Source organism: Nonomuraea sp. NPDC048892 (assembly GCF_040649735.1).
Taxonomy (GTDB): Bacteria; Actinomycetota; Actinomycetes; order Streptosporangiales; family Streptosporangiaceae; genus Nonomuraea; species Nonomuraea maheshkhaliensis.
Genome location: NZ_JBEZFZ010000004.1, coordinates 333,036 through 359,333, shown reverse-complemented (window position 1 = coordinate 359,333; position 26,298 = coordinate 333,036). Strand labels below are relative to the sequence as shown.

General features: G+C 69.9%; 19 protein-coding genes. 10 read left to right on the top strand and 9 right to left on the bottom strand.

The features are described 5' to 3' along the window. Window positions 1-99 precede the first annotated feature (99 nt). Window positions 100-1,932 carry a translation elongation factor 4 gene (gene lepA / locus AB0C28_RS15380; protein WP_357837211.1) on the bottom strand — a complete coding sequence of 611 codons (1,833 nt, stop codon included), beginning with the start codon at window positions 1,930-1,932 and terminating at the stop codon, window positions 100-102. 56 nt (window positions 1,933-1,988) lie between these two features. On the opposite strand from lepA, the gene AB0C28_RS15375 reads away from it, so the two are divergent. The 7 genes from AB0C28_RS15375 to AB0C28_RS15345 all read left to right on the top strand — a co-directional run bounded on the left by AB0C28_RS15375 (window position 1,989) and on the right by AB0C28_RS15345 (window position 11,680). Continuing rightward, window positions 1,989-2,987 carry a glycoside hydrolase family 18 protein gene (locus AB0C28_RS15375; RefSeq protein ID WP_358074858.1) on the top strand — a complete coding sequence of 333 codons (999 nt, stop codon included), beginning with the start codon at window positions 1,989-1,991 and terminating at the stop codon, window positions 2,985-2,987. A 109-nt stretch (window positions 2,988-3,096) separates the two neighbouring features. Further along, a complete protein-coding gene (gene rpsT / locus AB0C28_RS15370; protein ID WP_346115452.1) occupies window positions 3,097-3,366 on the top strand; it encodes a 30S ribosomal protein S20 in 270 nt (89 codons plus the stop codon). Between the two features lie 193 nt (window positions 3,367-3,559). Then, window positions 3,560-6,622 (top strand): ABC transporter permease, encoded by a 3,063-nt coding sequence (locus tag AB0C28_RS15365; RefSeq protein ID WP_357837217.1) that lies wholly within the window; start codon window positions 3,560-3,562, stop codon window positions 6,620-6,622. 58 nt (window positions 6,623-6,680) lie between these two features. Next, window positions 6,681-9,269 carry an FtsX-like permease family protein gene (locus tag AB0C28_RS15360; RefSeq protein WP_357837220.1) on the top strand — a complete coding sequence of 863 codons (2,589 nt, stop codon included), beginning with the start codon at window positions 6,681-6,683 and terminating at the stop codon, window positions 9,267-9,269. After that, on the top strand, window positions 9,266-10,192 hold the full coding sequence (locus AB0C28_RS15355) for an ABC transporter ATP-binding protein (protein WP_358074855.1): 927 nt from the start codon (window positions 9,266-9,268) through the stop codon (window positions 10,190-10,192). Before AB0C28_RS15360 ends, AB0C28_RS15355 begins: the two co-directional genes overlap by 4 nt. Continuing rightward, complete coding sequence (locus tag AB0C28_RS15350) at window positions 10,185-10,877, top strand: ABC transporter ATP-binding protein (RefSeq protein ID WP_357837225.1); 693 nt, start codon at window positions 10,185-10,187, stop codon at window positions 10,875-10,877. Before AB0C28_RS15355 ends, AB0C28_RS15350 begins: the two co-directional genes overlap by 8 nt. A gap of 122 nt (window positions 10,878-10,999) precedes the next feature. Further along, window positions 11,000-11,680 (top strand): HAD family hydrolase, encoded by a 681-nt coding sequence (locus AB0C28_RS15345; protein WP_357837228.1) that lies wholly within the window; start codon window positions 11,000-11,002, stop codon window positions 11,678-11,680. 182 nt (window positions 11,681-11,862) lie between these two features. Here AB0C28_RS15345 and AB0C28_RS15340 read toward each other — a convergent pair whose 3' ends face one another. Continuing rightward, window positions 11,863-13,257 carry an MFS transporter gene (locus AB0C28_RS15340; protein ID WP_358074852.1) on the bottom strand — a complete coding sequence of 465 codons (1,395 nt, stop codon included), beginning with the start codon at window positions 13,255-13,257 and terminating at the stop codon, window positions 11,863-11,865. A gap of 68 nt (window positions 13,258-13,325) precedes the next feature. Here AB0C28_RS15340 and AB0C28_RS15335 point away from each other — a divergent pair, with 68 nt between their 5' ends. Next, a complete protein-coding gene (locus AB0C28_RS15335) occupies window positions 13,326-13,811 on the top strand; it encodes a MarR family transcriptional regulator (RefSeq protein WP_358074849.1) in 486 nt (161 codons plus the stop codon). A gap of 121 nt (window positions 13,812-13,932) precedes the next feature. Here the strand turns inward: AB0C28_RS15335 and holA are convergent, their stop codons facing one another. Further along, window positions 13,933-14,904, bottom strand: a complete 972-nt coding sequence (gene holA / locus AB0C28_RS15330; RefSeq protein ID WP_358074847.1) for a DNA polymerase III subunit delta — start codon at window positions 14,902-14,904, stop codon at window positions 13,933-13,935. 140 nt (window positions 14,905-15,044) lie between these two features. Here holA and AB0C28_RS15325 point away from each other — a divergent pair, with 140 nt between their 5' ends. Continuing rightward, the gene (locus AB0C28_RS15325; RefSeq protein WP_358074844.1) at window positions 15,045-15,965 is read left to right on the top strand and encodes a hypothetical protein; all 921 of its coding nucleotides are present in this window, start codon (window positions 15,045-15,047) and stop codon (window positions 15,963-15,965) included. A 17-nt stretch (window positions 15,966-15,982) separates the two neighbouring features. Here the strand turns inward: AB0C28_RS15325 and AB0C28_RS15320 are convergent, their stop codons facing one another. The 3 genes from AB0C28_RS15320 to AB0C28_RS15310 form a co-directional block, all read right to left on the bottom strand. Beyond that, window positions 15,983-16,417 (bottom strand): hypothetical protein, encoded by a 435-nt coding sequence (locus AB0C28_RS15320; RefSeq protein WP_358074841.1) that lies wholly within the window; start codon window positions 16,415-16,417, stop codon window positions 15,983-15,985. 482 nt (window positions 16,418-16,899) lie between these two features. Continuing rightward, a complete protein-coding gene (locus AB0C28_RS15315) occupies window positions 16,900-19,980 on the bottom strand; it encodes a ComEC/Rec2 family competence protein (protein WP_358074838.1) in 3,081 nt (1,026 codons plus the stop codon). A 1-nt stretch (window position 19,981) separates the two neighbouring features. Continuing rightward, window positions 19,982-20,401 carry a ComEA family DNA-binding protein gene (locus AB0C28_RS15310; protein WP_358074836.1) on the bottom strand — a complete coding sequence of 140 codons (420 nt, stop codon included), beginning with the start codon at window positions 20,399-20,401 and terminating at the stop codon, window positions 19,982-19,984. Window positions 20,402-20,429: 28 nt separating this feature from the next. Here AB0C28_RS15310 and AB0C28_RS15305 point away from each other — a divergent pair, with 28 nt between their 5' ends. Next, the gene (locus AB0C28_RS15305) at window positions 20,430-21,011 is read left to right on the top strand and encodes a hypothetical protein (RefSeq protein WP_358074833.1); all 582 of its coding nucleotides are present in this window, start codon (window positions 20,430-20,432) and stop codon (window positions 21,009-21,011) included. A gap of 668 nt (window positions 21,012-21,679) precedes the next feature. On the opposite strand, the gene AB0C28_RS15300 is transcribed toward AB0C28_RS15305, so the two are convergent. The 3 genes from AB0C28_RS15300 to hflX all read right to left on the bottom strand — a co-directional run bounded on the left by AB0C28_RS15300 (window position 21,680) and on the right by hflX (window position 26,207). Continuing rightward, a complete protein-coding gene (locus tag AB0C28_RS15300) occupies window positions 21,680-22,411 on the bottom strand; it encodes a DegV family protein (RefSeq protein ID WP_358074831.1) in 732 nt (243 codons plus the stop codon). 574 nt (window positions 22,412-22,985) lie between these two features. Beyond that, entirely contained in the window at window positions 22,986-24,194 is a 1,209-nt protein-coding gene (gene hutI, locus AB0C28_RS15295) for an imidazolonepropionase (RefSeq protein ID WP_357837258.1), read from the bottom strand. A 600-nt stretch (window positions 24,195-24,794) separates the two neighbouring features. Beyond that, window positions 24,795-26,207, bottom strand: a complete 1,413-nt coding sequence (gene hflX / locus AB0C28_RS15290) for a GTPase HflX (protein ID WP_357838001.1) — start codon at window positions 26,205-26,207, stop codon at window positions 24,795-24,797. Window positions 26,208-26,298: the final 91 nt, after the last annotated feature.

The window sequence follows — 26,298 nt, the reverse complement described above, 5'->3', positions numbered from 1 at the left end:
AACCGCCACCGTCACCTAGCGATCGGACGAAGACATCACGAGAAGACATCACGCAGGGCCCCCGGCGAACGACGCCGGAGGCCCTCGGACCGCGGAAAACTACTTCTTGGCCTTGTCGGCGGCGCTGGAGTCGGTGGACAGCGCGGCGACGAAGGCCTCCTGGGGCACCTCGACCCGGCCGACCATCTTCATCCGCTTCTTGCCTTCCTTCTGCTTCTCCAGCAGTTTGCGCTTACGCGAGATGTCACCGCCGTAACACTTGGCCAGGACGTCCTTGCGGATGGCCCTGATGTTCTCGCGGGCGATCACCCTGGCCCCGATGGCGGCCTGGATGGGCACCTCGAACTGCTGCCGCGGGATCAGCTCGCGCAGCTTCTTGGCCATGTCGACGCCGTAGCCGTAGGCCTTGTCCTTGTGCACGATCGCACTGAAGGCGTCGACCGCCTCACCCTGCAGCAGGATGTCGACCTTGACCAGCTCGGCCTCCTGCTCGCCCGCGGGCTCGTAGTCGAGCGAGGCGTAGCCGCGGGTGCGCGACTTCAGCTGGTCGAAGAAGTCGAAGATGATCTCGCCGAGCGGCAGCGTGTAGCGGATCTCGACCCGGTCTTCGGACAGGTAGTCCATGCCGAGGAGCTGGCCGCGCCGCCCCTGGCAGATCTCCATGATCGCGCCGATGAACTCGGCCGGCGCCAGGATCGTGGACTTGGTGACCGGCTCGAAGACCTGCGCGATCTTGCCGCCGGTGGGGAACTCCGACGGGTTGGTGACGGTGAGCTCCTTGCCGTCCTCCATGACCACGCGGTAGACCACGTTGGGCGCGGTGGAGATCAGCGACAGCCCGAACTCGCGCTCCAGCCGCTCGCGCACGATCTCCATGTGCAGCAGCCCGAGGAAGCCGACGCGGAACCCGAACCCGAGCGCCGCCGAGGTCTCCGGCTCGTAGACCAGCGCGGCGTCGTTGAGCTGAAGCTTGTCGAGCGCCTCGCGCAGCTCGGGATATTCGTCGCCGTCGATCGGGTAGAGGCCGGAGAAGACCATCGGCTTGGGGTGCTCGTAGCCCGCCAGCATGCCCTTGGCCGGCTTGACCGCCGAGGTGACGGTGTCGCCGACCCGCGACTGACGCACGTCCTTCACACCGGTGATCAGGTAGCCCACCTCACCCACGCCCAGACCCAGGTCGGCGACCTTGGGCTCGGGCGAGATGACGCCGATCTCCAGCGTCTCGTGGGTGGCGTTGGTGGACATCATCAGGATGCGCTCGCGCTTGCCCAGATGGCCGTCGAACACGCGGACGTAGGTGACCACGCCGCGGTAGGTGTCGTAGACGGAGTCGAAGATCAGCGCCCGGGCGGCGGAGTCGGCGACGCCGACGGGCGCGGGCACGGTCTGCACGACGTGGTCGAGCAGCTCGCGCACGCCCACGCCGGTCTTGCCCGACACCCTGAGCACATCGGACGGGTCGCAGCCGATCAGCCCCGCGAGCTCCTCGGCGAACTTCTCCGGCTGCGCGGCGGGCAGGTCGATCTTGTTGAGGACGGGGATGATGTGCAGGTCGGCGTTCATGGCCAGGTAGAGGTTGGCCAGCGTCTGCGCCTCGATACCCTGGGCCGCGTCGACCAGCAGGATCGCGCCCTCGCACGCCTGCAGCGACCTGGACACCTCGTAGGTGAAGTCGACGTGCCCCGGGGTGTCGATCATGTTGAGCACGTGGCCGTCCCACGGCAGCCGCACGGCCTGCGACTTGATCGTGATGCCGCGTTCGCGCTCGATGTCCATCCTGTCGAGGTATTGGGCACGCATGGAACGGTCGTCGACCACGCCGGTGATCTGCAGCATGCGGTCGGCAAGCGTCGACTTGCCATGGTCGATGTGCGCGATGATGCAGAAGTTGCGGATCAACGCGGGGTCGGTCTGGCCAGGCTGAGTGCGCACCGAAGTCCGTTTCGACAGGGTTGAGGTCGAGCAGTCTTTTATGGTGACATGCCCGGGTGATAGCCCGGACCGTCATCCGCCGCGGCCTGCGCCTGATCGCGCTGGCCTTGGCCATCGTGGTCGCGCTGGTCGGCCTCCTCGCCGTGGCGCTCCGCCTCCAGTTTACCGGTGCCCCGGCGGCCTGGGCGAAGAGCACGGGCAACGACGCACTCTGGCTGGGCCACGCATGGGTCGACGGCCGCCGCACGGAGCGTGATGTGGAACGGCTCGCGGTACGGCTGCGCGCCACGGGCATCAAGGACGTGTACGTCCACTCCGGCCCGTTCGAAGCCGACGGCCGCTTAGATCCCGCTAAATACCCCAACGCCGGAAATTTCATCTCTTGGATGCGTGAGCAGCTGCCCGGCATCCGCATCTCCGCCTGGCTCGGCCAGACCGTCGACGCCGACCTCGACGACGACCTCGACCTCGACGACCCGAAGTCCCGCGCGAACGTCCTGACCGGCGTGGCCGCCATCATGAAGACCGGCTACGACGGCATCCACTACAACTTCGAGCCGATCGGCGACGCGGACACGGAGTTCCTCGACCTGCTCGACCGCACCAGGCGGCACACGAGGCTCCTGTCCACTTCCACCCCGCAGATCGAGCCGTACCCGGGCATGCGCCTGACGGCCAGAGCCGTGCTGGGTCACGACAAATACTGGTCCGAGGGATATTTCCGTGAAGTCGTGAACCGGGTGGATCAAGTGGCCGTCATGACGTACGACTCCTACACCCCGCTCCAGTCGCTCTACGGCGGCCATGTGGCCCGCCAGGCCCGCCTCGCCCTGGACCTGGTGCCCGCCGAGAAGTCCCTGTTCATCGGCGCCCCCGCCTACCACGATCACGGCGTAGGATGGCTGGACGCCGCCGAGAGCGTCGAGATGGCGGCGGAGGGCGCCAGGCTGGCGCTCTCCGATCACGGCCGCCGCGAGCGCTTCGGCCTGGCCCTCTACGTGGACTTCGCGGCCACGGAAAGAGATTGGCACGAGTACATGACACGATGGCGTTGATTTGAGCAGCGGCCTGGGTTATTGGTAGCCTGGGCAACTGCGTGTGGCGCGCCCTCTCTCGAGCCCGCGCGCCCCGTCCAATCACTTCAGACTTCACCGAGGCTTCTTCGTGGCGAACATCAAGTCCCAGATCAAGCGCAACAAGCAGAACGAGAAGGCTCGTCTGCGCAACAAGGCAGTCAAGTCCTCGCTGAAGACTGCCGTCCGCAAGTTCCGCGAGGCCGCCGAGCAGGGCGACGTCGAGCAGGCCACGGCCCTTCAGCGGGTCGCTGCCCGTCAGCTCGACAAAGCCGTCAGCAAGGGCGTCATCCACAAGAACCAGGCCGCCAACCGCAAGTCCGCGATCGCCAAGCAGGCCGCGGCCCTGGCCGCCAAGTAAGCGCGACCGGTACAGCAACGCCGCACTCCACGAAGGAGTGCGGCGTTCTTGTTTTTCCGGCCCGGTTCCGTCAGCACTTTGTCACGGTTTCGATATCACACTGCCGTATCGGGTGAGTCACCGTTGCAGAGATCGCCTTGCCCCTCGCTCCGCGCGTGCTCGAAGGTGCACTAAACGGGGTTAAGGGGGACACATGCGGGGGCCGCTCGTCGTCAAACGGGCGTTCAGTGAGCCGTTGCTTCTCCTGGCCGCGTTCGGGTCGATCCTGCTCGCCACCACCACGCTGGTGGCGCTGACCATGTACGCCTCCTCCATCGCCGAAGCCGGTGTCCGCCGGACGATGGAGACCGCCTCGTACGAGCAGACCGCCGTCACCGTCAGCGCCTCCGTGACCGCGGAGACGTTCCCGAAGGACGACGCGTCCATCCGCGCCGAGCTCGCCAAGGCGTATCCCAGCACGCCCGCCGTCACCACCAGCCTGCGCTCCGACTCCTACACCATGCCCGGCCAGGAGGACAGGAAGCTGCCCGAGCTGCTGCGGTTCGGCAGCTACGACGGCCTCGACCGGCAGGCCAGGCTGGTCTCCGGCGCCTGGCCGAAGCCCGCAGCCACAGGTGACGAACCGGTCGAAGCGGTGATCTCGCTGCCTGCCGCCACCGCGACCGGGTTCGAGACGGGCCGCGAGTACACGGTGCGGGGGCGGCTCGACCCGCGTCCGGTCAAGGTCCGCGTGGTCGGCGTCTTCCAGCTCGACGACCCGTTCGGCGCACGCTGGGCGGGCGAGCAGCTGCTCAGCACGGGCGTCGAGCGCCGCGACTTCACCACGTACGGGCCGCTGATGGTCGCGCGTGAGACGTTCGTCGGCCGGTTCGCTACCAGCGTCAACGCGACCTGGACCGCTGTGCCCGACCTGCGCGCCATCACGCCGGAACGGCTGCGCCCGCTGGCCGGCGCCGTCGCCGAGCTGGGCGACCGGCTCAAGGCCGCCGGGTGCACCGGCTGCGAGACGGCCAGCCGCCTGCCCGAGATGCTCACCCAGCTCGACACCGCCTCGCTGGTGGCCCGCTCCACCATGCTGATCCCGGTGCTGCAACTGCTCTTGCTGGCCGCGTACGCGCTGATGCTGACGGCGCGGCTGCTGGCCGACCACCGCCGGATGGAGGTGGCGCTGCTGCGTTCGCGCGGCGCGGGCACGGTGCGGCTGGCGGCACTGGCGGGCGGGGAGGCGCTGCTGGTGGCGCTGCCCTGCGCGATCGTGGCGCCGTTCCTCGGGCCGCCGCTGCTCGCGCTGGTCACCATGCTGCCCTGGATCAGGGCCTCGGGAGTGCGCCTTGCGCCGGTAGCGGATCTGGGCACGTTCCTCGTGTCGGGTGGGGTGGCGCTGGCCGCGGCCGTGCTGCTGATGCTGCCCGCGCTGGCCGGCGCGCGGCGTACGTACGTGGAGGAGCAGTCATCGCGCGGGCGCGGCGGCGGGCGCGGGCTCATCGAGCGGGCGGGCGCCGACCTGGCGCTGCTGGTCGTGGCCGGGCTGGCCATCTGGCAGCTCCAGCGCTACGGCGCGCCCGTGACCGCCACCGCGCAGGGCGGGCTGGGCATCGACCCGCTGATCATCTCCGGGCCCGCGCTGGCCCTGCTGACGGGCGGCATGCTGGGGCTGCGGCTGGTGCCGCGCGTCTCCAGGCTGGCCGAACGGGTGACCTCCAGGCGGCCCGCCCTCGCGCCCGCGCTCGGAGCGTGGCAGGTCAGCAGGCGGCCGCTCAAGTACGCCGGGCCCGCGCTGCTGCTCACCATGGCCATCGCGATCGGCATCGTCTCCCTGGCCACCACCGCCACCTGGCGTTCCTCGCAGCTCGACCAGGCCCGTCACCAGGCCGGCGCCGACCTGCGGCTGTCGGGGCCGCCGGACGGGCCCGAGCTGGGCGCGCTCGGGCGCGGCACCGCGTTCACCGCCCTGCCCGGCCTGACCGCCGCCTCCCCCGGATACCGGGGGCAGATCGAGGTCGGCGGCGAGAGCGCGCTGCTGCTCACGCTGGACGCCGCGAAGATGGGGCAGTTGTTCCACCTTCGTGCGGATCTGTCGGCGCAGACCACCGCCGAACTGTCGCGGAGCCTGGCCGGTGACCGGGCGGGCAAGCTGGACCTGCCCGGCCGACCCGCCACGCTCACCCTGACCGCCCGGGTGAGCGCGGACCTGCCGCTGCGGCTCGTCCTGTCCGACGCGCTCGGCGTGTGGCGCGAGGTCTCGCTCGGCGTGCTCAAGCCCGGCGACAACCAGGTCGAGGTGGACCTGCGGGCGCTGGCAGGGCGGAGCGGGGCGCTGTCGTACCCGATCTCACTGCGCGGCCTGCTCGCGGGCGCGCCGGAGAGCGAGGCGAGCCTCACCCTGACCGGCCTGCGCGCCGACGGCCGCGACGTGGCCGCGCCGCCGCTCACGATGACCGTCGGCGACGGGCCGGGATCGGCCGCCTTCGTGGCGCCGCCTCGGCTCGGGCCACTGCCCGTGGTGCTCACCGCCGACCTGGCCGCCTCGCTCAAGCTGGGCGTCGGGCAGGTCGGGAAGGCCAGCATCGACCGGCGGGTCCAGACGGTCAAGGTCGTCGGCGTCGTCGCGACGATGCCCACCGCGCCGGCCGGGCAGAAGGCCGTACTGGCCGACTGGAGCACGGTGCAGGCGCACGAGCTCGCCGCGGCGCAGTCGCCGCGGCCGGCCACCGAGTGGTGGCTGGCCGGTGACGGCGCGGCGGCGGTGGCGGCGCTCGGGAGACATCCGGAATGGGACGTCTCCGTGCTCGACCAGCGGGCGCTGGCCGCGACGCTGCAGAACGACCCGCTGGCCAGCGGGCTGCAGGGGGCGCTGATGCTGGGGTTCCTGGCGGCGCTGGTCTTCGCCGTGCTGGGGTTCCTGGTCAACGCGGCCGTCGCGGCACGGGAGCGGATGGCCGAGTTCGCGATCCTGCGGGCGCTCGGGGTGAACTCGCGGCAGGTGTTCGGGATCCTGGCGATGGAGCAGACGTTCGTGGTCGGGCTGTCGCTGGTGGCCGGGACCGGGCTCGCGATCGTCGTCGGGGTGCTGGTGGTGCCGCACATCGTGCTGACCGGCCAGGCGGCGGCCGTCACGCCGGGGGTGCTGCTCGACATCCCGTGGGCGGCGACCGGGGTGATGCTGGTGCTGGTGGCCGGGGTGCTGTTCGCGATCGTCGCCGGGCTGACGCGCAACCTGCGCCGGCAAGGGCTCGCCTTCCGGGAGGAACAGTGACGATTCCGGCCGCTCGCCGTCCGGCGGGGTTCCGGCTGCTCGCCTTCCGGGAGGAACAGTGAGGATCCGGCTGCTCGCCCGGGAGCACCTGGGCACGGTCGCCGTGCTCTTCGTGCTGACGCTGGGCGCCTGCCTGCTGGTCGCGGGCCTGCCCAGGGCGACGCAGGCGGCGTACGACGAGGCGCTGCGCCGCGACCTCCAGGCCGCGCCCGCCGTCCAGACCGACCTGGCCGTCACCGTCAACTCCGGCTCGCGAGCCGAGGACCTGCACGAACGCGCCCAGTTCGACTCCCGCGAGCGCCTCTGGCGCGAGATTCTGCCGCCCCGGCTCCGCCCGGTGACCGCGCCCTCCAGCGCCGGCCACATGAGCGCCAAGACCACCCTGACGCCGATCACCGGCACCGGTGGCAAGTCCTTCCTCAACCTGGGCTGGCTCTCCGACGCCGACCGGCGCGTGGACTGGGTGCGCGGGCGCGCGCCCGGCGCGCCCGCCACGACGCGCTACGAGGGTGAGACGATCCCGGTCTTCGAGGTGGGCGTCGTCGAACAGGCCCTGGACAAGATGAACCTGCGGCTGGGCCAGACGGTGTTCGTCGGCGAGAACGACTACGCCGCCGTCAAGATCGTCGGCATCTTCCGCGCCAAGGATCCCGGCGACCGCTACTGGTCCCACAACTCCGACATCCTGCGCATCCTCGAAGAGCAGCCGCCCGGCCGCCAGGACTTCGTCCGGCACATCACCACGCTCACGTCCGACGCCGGGCTCACCGCGCTCAGCGGCGAGGGACGTAACCTGACCTACCGCTGGATCCTGCCCCTCGACCCGCGGGCGGCCGACGCGCTCGACGTGCCCGGCCTGCGGGCAGCCGTGCACGAGTTCGACCGGGTCGTGGCGCTGCAGACCGTGGGCACGGCCAGCCCGTACCGGCTGGTGAGCGGGCTGCCCGAGCTGCTCAGCGGCTTTCTCGCCGAGCTGTCCACCGCGCAGACCGTGATGTACCTGGTGCTCGGCGGGCTGCTGGCCGTGGCGCTCGGCGTGATCGTCCTGGCCGTACAGCTCCTGGCCGACAAGCTCGACCACACACTGAGCCTGGCCCGCGCGCGGGGCGGATCGTTGCCGCAGGTGGCGGGCACAGCGGCGGCGCTGACGGCGCTGGCCGTGGTGCCCGCCGCGCTGATCGGGTACGCGCTGTCGTACCTCGTGCCCGGCCCCGTCCTGCCCGTCGTGCACGCCGGGCCGGTGGTCGTGGTGGTCGTGGCCGTCGGGTTCGCCGCCGTCGGGCCGGCCCTCGCGCACCGCACGCCGCTGCACGAGCGGCGCGAGGACGTGGCCACCGCCCGGCCGTCCGCCAAGCGGATCACGCTTGAGGTGCTGGTCGTGGTGCTGGCGCTGGCGGGGGCGTACCTGCTGCGGGCCCGCGGGCTGAGCGCCTCGGCCGGGCAGGATCCGTTCCTGCTGGTGGTGCCGATCGCGCTGACCGTGGCGGCGGCGCTGATCACGTTGCGCTGCTATCCGTACCCGCTGCGGCTGTTCGTCCGGCTGAGCGCGCGCGCCCGCGCGGCCGTGCCGTTCCTCGGGCTGACCAGGGCGGCCAGGTCGCGATCCGGCAGCGTGCTGCCGGTGCTGATCCTGCTGCCCGCGCTCGGCGTGTCGGTGTTCGCCGCCGTCGTCTCCGACGGGATCGCGAGCACGCAGCGGCTGGCCGCCTGGCAGCAGGTGGGCGCGCCGGTCAGAGTGACCGCGGAGAGCGAGATCCCGGGCGACGCGATCGAGCGGGTGCGCCGCCTGGCCGGGGTGGAGCAGGTGGTGCTCGCCCAGACGGGACGGGTCCAGGTCGGGTACGGCGCCGAACGGGCCGAGGCCATCGCCGTGGACGTGGCCCAGTGGCGCGCCATCCTCGGGGACGCCCCCGTCGGCCTGCCCGCGCTCTCCGACGGCGTACTCGTCTCGCCGGAGCTGCGTGGACGGGGAACGCTGGAGATCGGCTGGCAGTCGCGGCTGAAGCTGGCCACGCGCGGCGTGATCGAGTCGGTGCCCGGCTTCTTCACCACCGGCAAGTTCGTCGTCGTGCCCATCGGCGTGCAGTTGCGGCCCGCCGTGAACACGCTGCTGATCAAGGGCGACGTCTCACTCCCCGAGCTGGCGCGACTGGTCCCGTCCGCCCGCGTCGTCTCCCAGGAGAGCGCCATGGCGGCCATCCAGGAGGACCCGCTGACCAGCACCGTCCGCTCGACGCTTGTCGTGGTGACGGTCGCGCTGGCGGCGTACGCGCTGGTCGCCGTCGTCCTGTCACTGGTCGTCGGGGCGGCCGAGCGGGCCAGGGCAGTGTCGTTCCTGCGTACGCTGGGGCTGTCCGAACGCCAGGCGCAGCGGCTGACCGTGCTGGAGATCCTGCCCATGATCCTCGTCACCGCCCTGGTCGGGCTCGGCCTGGGCCTCGGCCTGCCGGCCGCGCTCGGGCCCGGCGTCGACCTGTCGTCCTACGCCGGTGACCTGGCCGTCGGCGACTACTCGCTCGACCTGTTCCTGCCGAGCGCGCTGGCCGCCGGCCTGGCCGTCGTCGCCGTGCTCGGCGCGTACGCGCACACCGTCATCAGCCGTCGTCGCAGCCTCGGCGCCGTCCTTCGAGTGGGGGACCTCACATGAATCCGACCCTGTCAGAGCTGGAAGCCAAGGCCACCCGCCAGAAGGCCGCCTTCGGCGGTGACGCGCACATCGTGTGCGACAACCTCGTCCGCATCTACAAGACCGAGGGCGTCGAGGTCGTCGCGTTGCAGGGCCTCGACCTGGTGATCGACAAGGGCGAGCTGGTGGCCATCGTCGGCGCGTCGGGCTCGGGCAAGTCGACGCTGCTGAACGTGCTGTCCGGGCTGGACGTGCCGACGGCGGGGGTGGCCAGGGTGGCGGGCATGGACCTGCTGTCGATGAGCCCGCGCGACCGGCTGCGTTACCGGCGTTCCGTGGTGGGGTTCATCTGGCAGCAGACCGCGCGCAACCTGCTGCCGTACCTGACCGCGCGGGAGAACGTCGAGCTGCCGATGAAACTCGCCTCTCGCGGGAAGGCGCGGCGGGGACGGGCGGAGGAGCTGCTGGAGCTGCTCGGCGTCGACTCCTGCGCCGGCCGCAAACCCCCCGAGCTGTCCGGCGGCCAGCAGCAGCGCGTCGCCATCGCCGTCGCGCTGGCCAACTCCCCGCAGCTCATCCTGGCCGACGAACCGACGGGCGAGCTGGACAGCGAGACGTCGGAGCAGGTGTTCGACGCCCTGCGCACGGCCAACAGGGAGCTTGGGGTGACCGTGGTCATCGTGACCCACGACCCGCTCGTGTCCGAGCAGGTGGACCGCACGGTGGGCATCCGCGACGGCCGTACCAGCAGCGAGACGCTCCGGCGCGAGGGCGCCGAGGGCCAGATCATCGCCGAGGAGTACGCCGTGCTCGACCGCGTCGGACGGCTGCAGCTGCCCCGCGACTTCACCAGCGCCCTCGACATGGAGCGGCGGGTCCGCCTCGAACTCGAATCCGACCACATCGGCGTGTGGCCCGCCCGAGAGGAGCCCTCGAATGACTGACTCGCCTCTGGTCGTGGTGGAGGGTCTGCGCAAGGTCTACCGGACCGGGCCGAAGGAGGTCGTCGCGCTGCGAGATGTGACGTTCTCCATCCATCCCGGCGAACTGGTCGCCGTACGGGGCCGGTCGGGCTCGGGCAAGACCACCCTGCTCAACCAGATCGGCGGCCTGGACAAAGCGGACGCCGGCCGGGTCGTCGTGGACGGGCACGAGGTCACCGCCATGTCGGAGAACGAGCTGCTGACCCTGCGCCGGGACGTGGTCGGCTTCGTCTTCCAGTCCTTCGGCCTGATCCCGGTCCTGTCGGCGGCCGAGAACGTCGGGGTGCCGATGCGGCTGCTGCGTACACCCGCGGTGGAACGGGAGGCTCGCGTCCGGATGCTGCTCGCGCTCGTGGGGCTGGAACAGCACGTCAACCAGCGGCCGTACGAGCTGTCCGGGGGGCAGCGGCAGCGGGTGGCCATCGCGCGCTCCCTGGCCAACCGGCCCCGGCTGCTGGTGGCCGACGAGCCAACGGGGCAGTTGGACTCGCAGACGGGGCGGCAGATCATGGAGCTGCTGCGGGCGCTCGTACGGAGTGAGGGGGTTACGGCGTTGGTGGCCACGCATGATGAGAGTCTGATGACGGTGGCGGACCGGGTGCTGGAGATCAGCGACGGCGTCATCCACGAAACCGCCCGCACCTGACCGCTCCGCGGCGCGGCATTGGAGAGCCCACACGTGCCGAGAAGGCGCTCAGAAGGGATGGCCGTGACCTTCATCCCGAGCCCACTGTCCTGGTTGAGCCACAGCTTTCTATGATCGGCTGCGTGCAGCGCCTAGCCCTCTTCGACCTCGACAGAACACTCCTCGACCATGACGCCGGATTCCTCCAGTGGGCCGCCGAGTTCGCCGAACACCAGCACCTGGGCCCCAAGAGCCTGGCCTGGCTCATTGCCGAGAATCGAGCCACACACCCCAATCGCGAGACCTTCTTCACCAGAGTCCGTGAACATTTCGCCCTGCCCGACCCAGTCGAGGAACTATGGGCGGCCTACCGCCGGCGCATGCCCAACCTCGTCAGCTGCTACCCCGGAGTCCTCGCCGGAATTGCCGGCCTGCGCGCCGCGGGATGGCGCGTGGGCATCGTGACCAACGGCATGGCAGACACCCAACTCGGCAAACTCCACCGAACCGGCCTGGCCGACGCGGTAGACGGTTACGCCGTGTCGGGAGCCGAGGGCATCAGGAAGCCCGAGACCGGCCTGTTCGAGATCGTCGCTGAACGGTGTGGGACCAGCCTCGCCCAGGGCGGCTGGATGGTCGGCGACAACCTCATAGCCGACATCGCAGGAGCCCAAGCAGCCGGTCTGCGTACGATCTGGATCGACCGGGGGACGTGGCCGGCCCACGAACACGCGGCCGATCACGTGGTCGGCGACGCCACCGAGGCCATCGCCATCCTGCGCGGGCATATGCCGCTTGAGCAGCCTCCCTCGACCACACCTTGATTCCTCGCGAGACCTCGTACTACTGCTCAGCACGTTCAGATCGCGAGGATTTCTTCGTGAGAAGCATCGAGTGACATCCGCCGACCTCGTTCAGCGACGGTCGGGCGAGCCTCAGTCACGGTACGACCTCGCGATCGGGCGCATCTCAACCCGGCTCCGTTCAGGGATGAGCGCGTCCCGGTTCATGCGATCGGACGCTTTCTCCCCAGTCTCAGCGAGCGCGCCCCGTCGGCGTTGTCGCGCCTGCGGGCGTTCGGGTCGGACGTCGTGGGCGACCAGGCGATCGCCAGCAGGTTGGCGGCGGCGACCAGTACGCCCCCCACCACCGCCAGAGCCGTGACCCCGGTCAGCCCGGCCAGGGGCGCCGCCACCGCCAGCCCGAACGGTCGCGACGCGAACGAGATCAGTGTGTCGAACGAGCGCACCCGCCCCAGGGCCCCCTCCGGGATCTCCTCGGCCACGACCGTCTCCCACAACGGGATGAGCACCCCCAGCCCGAACATCGCCAGGAAGTACGCTCCCGCCAGCACCGCGACAGGCCCCGGGATGGCCAGAGCGACCATGGGCAACAGATAGGCGGCGGCGCCGACCTGTATCAGCGCCAGCGGGCGCCGGATCGGCAGCCTCGGTGCGGCGAACACGCCGAGCACCATCCCGACGGTGCCGCTCTGCACGATCACCATCCAACTCGTCTCACCGCCCAGGTTCTGTACGACCGTCACGGGGGCGAGCGTCAGGAAGAGCCCGGCGACGAAATGCCACACACCATGACCGAACACAGATGCCAGGAACCAGGACCTTTGCCTGATCTCGCGCCACCCATGCCCCAGATCCCGCCCGAACGCCGACAAAGTACCCCGCCCCTTGGCCTCAGGGCTCTCGAGGCCCCGATTCGCCGCGACGCCCGCAGCGCCCTGGGCCACCACGCTCTGGCCTCTCAGGCTCTCCCCGCCCCCAGCACCCCGGGCCGCCACGTTCTGGCCCCTCGGACCCTTCTCAGCTCCTTGGTAGCCCTCCACGGCCCGAGCGGTCGACGTTCGGATGCCGCCCAACGTCAGCGCCGAGCCGGCGAACAGCACCGCGGTCAGCCCCGCCGCCCAACCAGGCCCGGCGGCGACCGTGACCGTGCCGGCGATCGCCGGGGCCGCCACCGACGACAGGCTCGTCACCACGCCGATGCGCGCGTTCATCCGCAATCTGGCCGGCCCGGGCACGACCGCGACCACCAGCCGCGGCACGGCCGGGCTGCCGAACGCGATGGCCGCGCCGGCGATCGCCGACAACAGTGCGAGGTCGACCAGCCGGTACAGCCCGAGGAGCAGCTCCACGGCGATGGCCGCCTGCGACAGGCCCCGGGCCAGGTCCGCGAACAATGCCACCCGCTCGGGCCTGAGCCGGTCGGCCAGTACGCCGCCGACGGGGAGGAGCAGGAGCATGGGAACCAGTTCGCTCGCCAGCACGATCCCGAGCGCCCCGGCGTCGTCGGTGGCACGCAGCACCGCCAGGGTCAGGGTCGTCGGGATGAGCGCCGTGGCCAGCGCCGACAGGCACCGTCCGATCAACAGCCGAGACATCATGTTCAGAGACGGTATTTCGTCAGCGAATGTTTCGTCAACAAAATACTTGCTGGCATAGGATCTCGCGCATGGAGGACTCCGTCGATCGTCACCTGGCCCGCTGGCGCGGCAAGGCGCCCTTCGACGAACGGGTGGAGGCGATCGTCACCCGCCTGCAGTTCCTGGTGAAGCACCTGGGCCACACCAAGGAGGCGGCGCTGTCGGAAGTCGGCATGCAGGACTTCGAGTTCGAGACGCTGCACCGTCTGGTGGCGCGCGGCGGTTCGGCGACGCCGTCGGAGCTGGCCGCGGATCTCCTGCTCTCGCCGGCCGGGATGACGGGGCGCCTGGACACGCTGGAACGGGCGCAGCTCGTGCGGCGCGTACGCAGCACCGAGGATCGGCGTCGCGTGGACGTCGAGATCACTCCCAAGGGGAACGACCTGTGGACGGATGCGATGACGATCCGCGCCGAGGTGGAGGCGGCGATGATCGGCACCCTGTCACCCGAGGATCAGATCGTCCTGAACGAACTCCTCAAGCGCCTGCTCCTCAACGCGGAAAATCCGGGCTGACCCGCCCGCCTCTAATCGGCCACGCCGACCCGTGACCTTCGGACGTCGTCGCCCCACTCAGTTGGCCGAGCCGACGTACCCCTCCTCGATCGCCCGGTCACACCAACTCACCTCTTGAACGTCACCGGCCCGTTCGGCTGGCCACGATGACCTGCACCGTGTGCTCCAGCGCGTAAGCCGGATCCGCGCCCCCGCCCTTGACCTGCTCATCGGCACTGGCCACAGCCTGGATCGCCCGGGACAGCCCTTCCGGGCCCCACCCGTTGAGCTGCCGTCTCACCCGGTCCACCTTCCACGGCGGCATGCCGACATGACTCGCCAGCTGCCCGCCCCGCAGGTTGCGCGGCGCACTGCCGACCTTCGCCAGCGATCGCAGCCCACCGGCCAGAGCACTCACCAGCAGCACGGGGGCGACGCCCGTGCCGAGCGCCCATCGCAGCTGCTCCAGTGCCTCCGCCAGCCGCCCCTCGACCGCCGAGTCGGCCACGTTGAACCCGGTGACCTCCGCGCGCCCCTTGTGATAGCGGGCCACCGCCGTCGCGCTGATCGTCTTCTCTTCGCTGTCGAACACCAGCTGGCTGCACGCCGCAGCGAGCTCCCGCAGGTCATTGCCCACGGCGTCGAGCAGCGCCTGCGCCGCGTCGCCCGAGATGTTGCGCCCGGCCCGCTTGAACTCCCCCTTGATGAACTCCAGCCGCTCCCCCGCCTTGGTGACCTTGCTGATCGTGATCACCTTGGCCCCGGCCTTCTTCACCCCGTCGACCAGCGCCTTGCCCTTCACCCCACCCGGGTGTGCCAGGACCATCACCGTGTCCTCGGACGGCTGCTTGGCGTAGGCCACGATCTCGGCGATGACGTCCTTCGCCAGATCCTGCGCCGACCGGATCACCACCACGGAATGATCGCCGAAGAGCGACGGCGAGGTCAGCTGGGTGAGCTCCCCGGTGGTGACCTTGCTCCCCAGCAGGTCATGCACCTCGGTGGCGGGATCAGCCGCCCGGGCCGCGGCGACGACGCCAATCACCGCCCGCTCGGCCATCAACTCCTCATCGCCGACGACCAGGGTCACAGGTGCTGGATCGGTTCCCGCCATGTCAGGCAGCATGCCATGCCCCACCGACAACCCGGTACTCAACGCCTCCGCCGTGGCTGTGGGCGCTGGATGCAGGGTGAGGAACGTGCCTCTCAGGCGGCCTCCGGCGCGTTCGGAACGCGCCGTGGCACAGTTTCATTGTGCCGCTCGACGATCTGCCGGACTGGCTACCGGCCTGGTGCCTGGATCACCTGGGAGAGCAACCCGCCGACGTGCTGTTCCGGCAGCAGTCGATGTCGGCGGTGCTCGGTCTCCGGCTGGCCGACGGTACGGATGTCGTGGTCAAGGCCCGTCCCGACGACGGCCGGGCGGGGTCGTGCGTCGCAGCGCAGGCCCGGCTGGCCGAGAACGGGTTCCCCTGCGCCCGTCCGCTCACGCCGGTCGTCGGTGTCGGTCCGCTTGCCGTACACGCGGAGGAGCTCCGCCCTGGAGGAGAGGTGCTGCATGGGGACACACCGGACATCGCCGTACGCTACGCGGAGGTCTTCGCCCGGCTGATGACCGCGCTCGCGGACGTCGCCGTCATGCCACCGCTTCCCAATCCGCGCTGGGTACGCTGGGATCACCCGGACCCTGGGCTGTGGCCTTCGATCGAGTCACTCGACGAAAAGGACCAGAGCCTCGTACCTGCTTATGTCACTGACATAGCCGACAGGGTCCGTCGGCGCATGCTGGCCGCCGACCTGCCCCGCGTGCTGGGCCACGCCGACTTCGAGGCGCACAACCTCGGATGGCGCGGGCGGCAGGTATGGATCGTGCACGACTGGGACAGCCTGGCCTGGCAGCCGGAGGCCGCCCTGGTGGGAGCCGCCAGTACGGTGTTCCCCAAGCTGGGACCGGCCATTTTGCCACCGATCGAGAGCACCGAGGCGTTCCTGGCCGCGTACCAGGATGCTCGGGCCCGCGCGTTCACCACCGAAGAACAGCAGATCGCCTGGGCGGCGGGGCTGTGGCCGGCGGCCCATGACGTTCGGTGGGAAGCACTCCACGGCTACACCGCGGTGTCCGGCAGAGCGCTCTGGGCCCAAGCAGCCGAACGCCTCCGCCGAGCCGACGCGTGACAGCACCGATCGGCGCATCATCTCTTGTCCAGCAGCGTGTATCCCCCCTTGATCACCGGCGCATCGGCTGCGGGAGCCATGCAGGCGCTCAACTCGCCTTCCCCAGGCAGAGGTGCCCCGCTCAGACCGATCCGGCTCGGGCCACGGCTTTTCCCCGCGACGTAGAAACTGAGGCCCATGCGTGTCCGGTCCTTCAGCAACTGCTCCCATGGGCCGCCGGGTGTCACCTTGGTGAGCCTGCCGGTGACGGTCGCGGTGGGTCCACCAGTGGTCAGGCAGTCGACCGCGAAATCACCCCAGTTGGTGAACCATGTCCCGTCCGGCATCTTGTACCGGTGCGAGATCCGGAACGTCCCCCATGATCGGGTAGGTCTCCATGCACCGCTCGGGTCGAACGTGGCATGGGCGTCGGCCGTGATCTCGATGTCGTTGTCGGGCGCCGGAAAGTACATCGTGGCCCGCCCCTTGAGGTGGGCGGTCTTCGCGGCGGACGTGGTCGGACTCGGCACGGCGGATGCCTCCGATCTGGCCGTACCATCCGCAGTCCGGCCCCCGGATGGCGTCGATCCGACAGCGCCATCCGACACCCAGCCCCCGGACGGTGCCGAAGCTGCAGCGCCGTCCGAGACCCAGCCCCCGGACGGTGCCGAAGCTGCAGCGCCGTCCAACGCCCAAGCCCCGGAGGGCGCGGCCGCAAGGGCCACCGCGGCGATCAGGCTCATCAGGGATGTGCGGTTGTTCATCGGGAACGTACGGTGGATCCGATTGCTCACGTTTGTACCCCGGTCGGAAGAGGTCGTGCATGCTGACCTTCCGAGCCTTCCAATCTCCATGGAGCCGCGACTCCCTCTGGCGAGGGAAGGCATGATCGCCGAGCTCCCTCGGATGGGGGAAATAGGGCTTGAGACGCGAGGTGAGGGGCGCAACTGATCGGCTACGTGCCTCGTGCGACGACCGCCATTCCTCCTTCTTCTCGTTCCACCACGGCGAGGTCTCCGTCCTGGTCGGTCCGGTAGATGGTGAGGCCGAGCCGTCTCAGCAGGTTCAGCGTGGACTCGGCCGGATGGCCGTAGTCGTTGTCGGCTCCGACGCTGATCAGCGCGGCTCGGGCGCCTAGCGAGGACAGGAAGGCCGGGGACTGCCGGTTCGACCCGTGGTGCGGGGTTTTGAGAAGGTCTGCCCGTACGGTCAAGCGGTGGTGCAGTTGTTCCTGCGCTTCCGTTTCCAGGTCGCCGCTGAGCAGGATCGAGCCGGCGCGCCAGCGTACGTGCATGACCACGCTGGAGTTGTTGATCGCGCTTCCCTCTCCGTATCCGTGCATGTCATCGGCTGTGACCTCCGGGGCCAGTACGGTCAGCTCCGATGGACCGAACCGCCAGCGGGTCCCTGGTGGGGCGGTCCATTCGGGGATCCGGTGGTGTGCGAGGGTGGAGGACACGCGTGCGACTGATCGTGCGTCCGTTCGTTGCGGACTGACGACCACCGCGCCGACGCGCCGGTTTCTGAGCACGCCTGGCAGCCCGTTCACATGATCGGCGTGGGGGTGGGTGAGAACGAGCAGCGGTACGTCCTCGATGCCGATCCTCCTCAGGCAGCGGTCCATGGTCACGGGGTCCGGCCCGGTGTCCACCACGACGCCGCGTCCCGGCCCGGCCGAGATCACCAGGCCGTCGCCCTGACCCACGTCACACATGACCATCAGCCAGTTCCTCGGCGGCCAGGCTCCGGTGATGGGCCGGATAACCAGCACCGTCAGGAGCGCGGCACCGGCCGCCGTGAGCGCCATCGCCCGCCAGGCGCGACGTCGCAGGAGGAGGGCCGCCACGACCAGCGCGAGCAGGAGCAGGCCGAGACCCGCAAGGCCGGCGGGCCATGGGACGTTGGCGAACGGCAGGTTCACCGCCCAGCGGGCTACCGTGATGATCCAGCCGACCGCGTATCCGGCCGGGATCACCAGCAGCCTCGCGCCGTCCGGCCAGACGGGGGCTATCAAAGCGGCGCCGAAGCCGAGCAGGGTGGCGGGAGCCACGGCCGGGGCGACGAGCAGGTTGGCGATCACAGCCACTGGGGTCAACTGGCCCGCCATCAGCACCAGGACAGGCGTCACCGCCAGCTGAGCGGCCGCCGGAACGGCAACAGCCTCAGCCATCCAGCGTGGAACCCGCCACGAGAACCCAGAATCAGGGCCTTGATGCCTGAGCTCTGAGCCATGCGGGTCTGAGTGGGGCGGACCTGAGCCATGCGGGTCTGAGTGGCGTAGATGCATGTGGCGCGGGCTGGGGTCGTCAACGTTGCGGCGATCGGGAGCGGGCGTACTCGGGTCGTAGGCGTCAGGGTCACGGCGAGCAGGCTCACAGCGGTCAACAACATGGTGTCCGGAGCAGACGCGGTCGGCGTTGCAGCTGTCGGGGTCGAGGCGGCCGGAATCCGAGTGATCCGAACCGTGGCGATGCAAGCCGGAGCTGTCGGGGCTGGGACGGTCTGCGGCGAAGCGGCTGAGGTCGGAGTGGTCGCTGCCGAGGTGGCCCCATTGGGAGTGGCCCCATTGGAAGTGGCCCGGGTTGAGGGGATACGGGCTGGGGTGATCGAGGTCGAATGGATCGGTGCTGAGGCGGTGGATGTGGTCGCGATCGGCGTAGTCACGATCAGGGAAGGCCTGATGGGCGTGGTCGTGATGAGCGTGGTCGTGATGGAGGCGGTCCGGATGAGCGTGGTCGTGATGGAGGCGGTCCGGATGAGGGTGGGCTGGATGAGGGTGGGCTGGATGAGGGTGGGCTGAATGAGGGTGGGCTGAATGAGGGTGGGGCTCAGTTTCTGGTGGAGGGGTTTCCCTGGTTGTTCCGGTTAGCTTGTCTCGCCAGCGAGGGGCCAGGATGAGGATGCCGGCGGTGGCGGTTACCGAGAGGGCGAAGCCGTAGGAGCGGGCGAGTTCGGGGGCGAAGAGGATCAGGAAGAGGACGGTAGCGGTCAGGGCCGCGAAGCCGTCCTTCGAACGGCCCGTACCCATCGCTATGGCTGCTGCAAGGCCCATGAGGAGGGCGCGCAGGACGCTCGGGGACGGGCGGGCGACGATGGCGAACGCGAGCATCGCGACTGCGGCGAATATGGCCCTCAGCGGCAAGGAGAGGCCGATGAGGCGGGAGATCGCTAGTGTGGCGCCTGCGACAATTGCCAGGTTTGCCCCGGATACCGCGTTCAGGTGGCTGAGGCCCGCTTCCTTGAAGTCGGCGGTCACCTGCGGGTCCATGCGGGAGACGTCGCCGACGACGAGGCCGGGGAGGAGGCCGCGCTGGTCGGGTGGGAGGACGTCGGCGGCCGATCGCAGGCCCGACCTGAGCGCGCCTGCTGCCGTCTGGAGTCCTGAGGGCTGGGTCAGCACTCTTGGCGGGCCTCGGACCAGGAGAGTCGCGGCTATCAGGGAGCCGGGGATCGGTTTGGCCAGGCGGCCGGTGACTTCCACGTGCTGGGTGGGCAGGAGCGGGCCCCAGGCTTGGCCGGTGGCGAAGACGGTGATGGGGACGTTGACTGCTTGCGTGGTGGCGCCGGTTCGGATGGTCTTGAGGTCTGCGGAGATCACGTAGCTGGCGGGTTGGAAGTGTCCGCTTCTGTCCGGTCGGCGTTTGGGGTCGTCGGTCAGGGCGATCTGGGCGGTGATGAATGCGTTCGCCTCCGCGAGCTGGGCTGCGGGGCCCGTGGTGAGGGCGTGGACTCTGAAAGCGACAGAGGCCGAGGCTGCTGCAGTGCAGATGAGGGTGGCTATGGTGACGTTTCGCCATGTGGTGCGTCTGGCGGTAGACCTGTCGGTTTGTCCGTCTGCGAGTCGAGTGAGGCGGAGCAGCACGATGGTCGCCACGGCTGCGGATGTGGCGACCATCATGCCGGTGAGGGCGGAGCAGGCGGGCAGGATCAGGGCGGTGGCCCAGGCCGCCAGGGCGGGCACGGCGAGGGGCCAGGTGTGTTCGCGGGGGACGGAGATCGGGTCTTTCTGGCTGTCCGCGGTGCGTTTTCTGGGCATGTCAGACGCGGACCTTCGGCTTGATCTCGGCGAACTTTCTGGGGCCTATTCCACTGACTTCGCGTAGTTGCTCGACTGAGGTGAAGCCGCCCCGGCTGGTACGGAACTCGAAGATGCGTGCGGCCAGGACTTCTCCGACTCCTGGGAGTTGTTCGAGTTGGTCGGTGGTGGCGGAGTTCAGGTCCAGGATGGCGGCGGTCGGGTCGGAGATTGGCGAACCGGGGGCGAGAGGTGTCTGGGGTGAGGTGGCGCCCACCACTATCTGCTCGCCGTCTATCAGGCGTCTGGCCAGGTTGAGCGGCCCCGTCGAGGCGCCGCGCGTCACGCCACCCGCGGCTGTCACCGCGTCCGTCACGCGGGCGCCTGAGGGGAGCAGGTAGACGCCGGGCTTACGGATCTTGCCTGCGACGTGGACGGTCACTTTGGCGGAGGGGGATTGGGTCAAGGGGGTGATCGACGTGTTGGGGGTCATCGGGGTGGGGGCTGCGAGGGGTTGGGGTGACGGGTTCGAGCGCCAGACGAAGAAGGCGGCTGCGGCGACTGCGAGTGCGCCGATGGCGAGGAGGACACGGAGACCTGGTTTGCCCGGATCGAGGGTGGAGCTCTTGGAGGCGAGCAACTCTCGAAGTGATCGCAATGAGGAAGGGGGGAGGGTGGCTGGGGACGAGGTGGGCGCACCGGAGGTGGGTGGGTTAAGGGTCCTGGGCGAGATGGTGGTAGGTGGGTCAGAGGTCCAGGGCGTGCCGGCCGTAGGTGAATTAGCGGTCCTGGGGGTGTCGGCGGTGAGTGGGGTGGTGGGTGTAGAGGTCGAGACCTCTGGCATCGTGGAGGTCGAGGGAGTCGCAGAGGTGGGGGAAGGTGCAAGGGCCAGGGGCGCGGCGCCCGCAACCGTTGGGGCTGCGAACGTGGGGGCCGTGGCGGTGGTGGTGGAGGCTGTGGCGGCGGTGATGGTGGTAGAGGTGGAGAGATCGGCAGCGGTGGAGGAGGGGGCAGCGGCGGCGGTGGAGGGGTTGGCGGTGGCGAAGGGGTAGGGAGGACCGGGGATCCGGCGAGGGCTACGGCTGGAGCTGATGCTGTGGTCAGGGTCAGAACCATGGCCAGCGTCGTAGTTGGCGACCGGTGCAGGACTGCGAGCAGGTGCCGACCTGTGACCGGAACCGAAGCCGTGGCGGTGTCCGGGGTCGGGGCCGGGGCCGGGGTCGAGGCCGGGCTCAACGTCGTAGTTGTGAACGGGTGCAGGGCTGCAAGTGGGCGAAGGGCTGTAGCCGGGATCGAGGTCGAAGCGGTGTCCGCGGTCACGGTCGAAGCCGGCCTCAACGTCATAGCGGGGGACGGGTGCGGGTGCTGCTCGTTGCGCGGCCGTCCGTGTGGATGCCCACTCCCCCTGCTCCGGGCTTGGGCTTACCTGCTGTGGTTTCGTGGGGGGTGCGGTTGTGGGGGCGGGGGTGGGTTCCCGGGATCCGGGGGGCTTTCGCGTGCCCCAGGGAGGTCGGCCGATGAGGCGGCGGGGGCGGCGGGCAGGGGCGGTGATCGACCGTAGCCGGGCTTCGGCTATGGCGCGCTCTGCCTTCGGATCGGGGGTTCGCACGTCGGCGACGGTATGGGGTGGGTGGCCGTGGCGATGGGGCCGAACGGCGTTCTGGGGATAGTGGTGGGTGGGGAGGGGCCGGCTGTGGATAACGTGCCGAGGGCGGGATCGTTATCCGTCTGCTGGTGTTACGGTGAGGCCGAGGAAGCCGGGGCCCACGTGGATGCCGAGTTCCGCGCCTACCTCCACCACCTGGAGGTCCACCGCGCCTGGCAGGCGTTTCGGGAGGCGTTCCGCCAACGCTTCGGCTCGTTCGCTTGCGTTCAGGTGTTGTACCGCGATCCGTACGGGGCCCGGTCCCACCGCGTGCACGGCCAGGTCTTCGAGGCGGGCGATGGCGCGTGAGGCGGTGCGGACCTTCTCCAGGAGGGAGATGCGGCCGTCCACGAAGTGGAGCAGTGGCTTGATCATGAGGGCGGAGCCTACGAGGGAGGCTGCCGTGCCGATTCGGCCGCTGCGGCGGAGGTAGTCGAGGTTGTCCACGTAGAAGAACGATTGCGTGGTTTGTAGGCAACGATGTGCGGCCGCTGCTACCTCATCCAGAGTGCCACCGCTCTCGGCGGTACGGGCGGCGGCCAGGACGGGGTATCCCAGGCCCATGGCGATCGAGCGGCTGTCGATCACCTCTACGGGTACGGGTGCCTCGCGCGCGGCGGCTCGGGCGGAGTCTATGGTGCCGGACAGTTCGGCGGAGACGTGGATCGAGACGATGGCCGTGGCGCCGGCGGCGGCCAGCTCGGCGTAGCAGGAGGCGAAGCGGGTGGGGGAAGGGCGGGAGGTGGTCGCGTCGGTGAGGTCTCCGGTGAAGGAGTTCTCGGCTGACGACACTACTTCTGCCAACACTTCTGGCTGCGCTCCTGGTGACGCTTCTGACGGCACTTCGGCGGTGGAGCTGCTCCTCGGCGGGCTCGCGCCGAGGTAGGCGCTTCCGGGCGGTCCCCCGACGGGCGAGGACTCACCAGGCGGCCCGTCGCCGGGGTGGGCGTCCCCCGACGGTCCCGCCGCACCTACGTGGCCGTCCCGAATCGGCCCCTCGTCGGCCGAGGAGCCTCTCAAGGTGTCGCTACCCATACGGCTACCTGTTGGGCCGCCCATTGAGGTGGGTGCGGCCGTGACAGGCGGTCCAAGGGCTGATGCGGCGGCTGGCTCGACAGGCGGCGGCTCCGGGGCCGATGTGGTGCCGGACGCGGTGGAAGGGCCAGACGTGGTCGGCCGAGCCGGACAGAGGCCGAACGTAGTGGGAGGGCCGGGCGTTGTTGGTCGGGCTGGAGGGAGGCTGGGAGTGGAAAGTGGGGCGAGGGGGGTGCCGTGGCGGGGGAGGACTTGGATGGGGACGATGGTTATGCCGGGTTCGTCCCCGAGGCAGGCGGTGGAGTCTGTGACGATGGCGATCCAGGGTGACATGTCCGGACCCTGACTACTGGACCGGCGTCCCACCCCGCCACACCCGCCGCGGCTTCAGGCCGAAGGACCAGGCGAAGGCGCCCTCGTGGTCGGCGTCCCACTGGACGATGTCGGCCAGGCGGCCCGGCGCGAGGACGCCGCGGTCGGGGGCGCCGAGGACGGTGGCTCCGCCCAGGGTGGCGGCGCGGAGGGCGTCGTTGACGCTCATGCCGAACGCCGACACCGCCATGGCGATCACCAGGGACATCGAGGTGATGCCGCAGTAGCCGGGGTTGTGGTCGCTGCCGAGCGCGATCTGGACGCCGTGCTTGATCATCTGGCGGACCGGCGGGAGGTGGCCGCGCTGCAGGGCGGTGGCGGGGCAGACGACGGCGGGGACGCCGTAGCGGGACATGATGGCGATGTCCTCGTCGGACATGTGGTGCAGGCCGTCAGCCGACGCGCAGCCGAGCTCGGCGGCCAGCTGGACGGCGCCGCGGCGGCTGTACTGACCGGCGTGGACGCGCGGCAGCAGGCCCACGTTGCGGCCGGAGGCGAGGACCCAGCGGGACTCCTCGGTGGTGAAGTAGCCCTCGTCGCAGTAGACGTCGACGCTGTCGGCGCCGGCCGCGGCCGCGTCGGCGCACCAGGCGCCCACGGCCTCGACGTATTCGCGCTGCCTGCCGAAGTATTCGGGCGGCACCACGTGCGCGGCCAGGAACGTGACGTGCACCCGCGGCATCATCGGCTCCTTCTCCAGCTCGCGCAGGAGCCGCACGTCGGCGAGTTCGCCGTCGCGGGTGAGGTGGTAGCCGGTCTTGGCCTCGACGGTCGTGGTGCCGCTGAGCAGCCAGCCGCGCAGCCGCTCGCGTACGCCGTTGCACAGGGTCCACGGGTCGGTGCCGCGGGTCACGGTGACGGTGGAGCCCACGCCGCCGCCCGCCGCGGTGATCGAGGCGGACGTGGAGCCGCCGGTGCGGATCGCCAGCTCGGCGTAGCGGTTGCCGGCGTAGACGGGGTGCGTGTGGGCGTCGATCAGGCCGGGCGTGACCAGGGCGCCGCCCAGGTTTTCGACGTGGTCGACGTCGACGATGTCGTCGACGACTCCGGGAACGCTCTGCGGCAGATCGGGCGCACGCCCGACCCACGCGATGCGGTCGTTGTGCACCAGAATGGCGGCGTTGCTCAGGACCTCGTTGCCGGTCCAGAGGCGGCCGATGTTGGTCAGCAGTCGAACGGTCACCGCATCACCACCCAGCACGGCCCACCGCATGAGCGCAGAGCCCAGCGCACGGCCTGGGCCGCGCCCACTGAGTCCGCTCCGGGTCCGGACGACATGGGGGGTCTCCTGCTCTTTTCCGCACCTCGTTGGTGCGGTGACCGTATCGCCGGGGGCATGATCCGGCGATTTCAGTTCAGTTACGTTATTTCACATGTTGGGCTGCTGTACAGGGTTATTCGGAAGAAAGACCACTCATCCCAATCGTCACGCAGCCCTACCGCGTCCCCAGGGCTCCCGCTGACGACTCGAACGCGCACGACCCTCATCCGAAACTCAGAACCGAACCCAAATCCAGACCAAAGTTAGGTCTGGCCAATCGTAGCAACCCCTGGGTTCGGGGACCACTGCCGCTTTTAGGCAGGTCTGCGCGCTTTGCGGCGAGAACTGACCCACCATGCCAGGAAGAGCCCCGGCATGGTGGGTCTGTTCTCCGGTTTTCATGGGCGCCCACGCGTGTTCATGCACGTCCATGGCCTACATGAGTCCCATGACGCATCCATGAGCGCGCCCCGCCGGACAGCCCTCCGCCGCGTACGCATCCCCAAGAAGCCCAGGCAGAGCCTAGGAGACGTGCTCCACCGGCTTGCCCACCTTCTCCAGCTCCTGCGCCAGACTGGGCAGCACCCGCGCGTGCAGCACGGTCCCGTCGCCCACGTGGTCCACCGAGAGCACCTCGCCCTCCTTGTGGGCCCGCGAGATCAGGTCTCCCCTGTCGTACGGCACCAGCAGCTGCACCTCGTGGTCGAGCCGCGGCAGCCGCTCCTCGATCAGCGCCATCAGCTCGCCGATCCCCTTGCCCGTGCGCGCCGACACCACGATGCTGTCGCGTTCGCGCCTGGCGATCCGGTCGAGCACCTCCTGGTCGGCGGCGTCGGCCTTGTTGATCACCACGATCTCGGGCACCTCGGAGGCGCCCTCGATGTCGGCGAACACCTCGCGCACGGCCGCCAGCTGCCCCTCGGGGTCGGGGTGCGAGCCGTCGACCACGTGCAGGATCAGGTCGGCGTCGGCGACCTCCTCCAGCGTCGAGCGGAACGCCTCGACGAGTTGGTGGGGCAGGTGCCGGACGAAGCCGACGGTGTCGGCGATGGTGAACAGCCGGCCCTCCGGCGTGCGCGCCCTGCGCACGGTCGGGTCGAGGGTGGCGAACAGCGCGTCCTCCACCAGCACGCCCGCGCCGGTGACGCGGTTGAGCAGCGAGGACTTGCCGGCGTTGGTGTAGCCGGCGATGGCCACGGCCGGGACCTCGCGCCGCTGGCGGCGGTTGCGCATGGTGTCGCGGGAGGTGGACATGCCGCCGATCTGGCGGCGCAGCTTGGACATGCGCTCGCGGATGCGCCGGCGGTCCAGCTCGATCTTGGTCTCACCGGGGCCGCGGCCGCCGATGCCGACGCCGCCCGCGGCGCGACCGCCGACCTGACGGGACAGGTTGCCGCCCCAGCCGCGCAGGCGCGGCAGCAGGTAGGACAGCTGGGCCAGCTCGACCTGTGCCTTGCCCTCACGGCTCTTGGCGTGCTGGGCGAAGATGTCGAGGATCAGCGCCGTACGGTCGATGACCTTGACCTTGACGATCTCTTCGAGCTGGCGCAGCTGACCGGGGGTCAGCTCGCCGTCGCAGATCACGGTGTCGGCGCCGGTGGAGTCGACCACGTCGCGCACCTCCAGGGCCTTGCCCGAGCCGATGTAGGTGGCCGGGTCGGGCTTCTGGCGGCGCTGGACGAGCCCTTCGAGCACCTGGGATCCGGCCGTCTCGGCCAGGAGCTTGAGCTCGAGAAGGGAGTTGTCGGCGTCCTCGGCCGTGCCGGAGGTCCAGACGCCGACGAGGACGACCCGCTCGAGCCGCAGCTTCCGGTACTCGACCTCGGAGACATCCTGGAGTTCGGTGGAGAGGCCCGCCACGCGGCGCAGCGCCTGGCGCTCCTCGAGGTCCATGTCGCCGGTCTCGAACTCGTCGAGCGCGGTGTATTCGTGCATTCGTGTCATCTCTATGAGGGAACGTCTGGACACCCCGATGTCTTCCCACGATGGTGGCATGACACCCGCGGCGCAATCACCTGGTTATCCA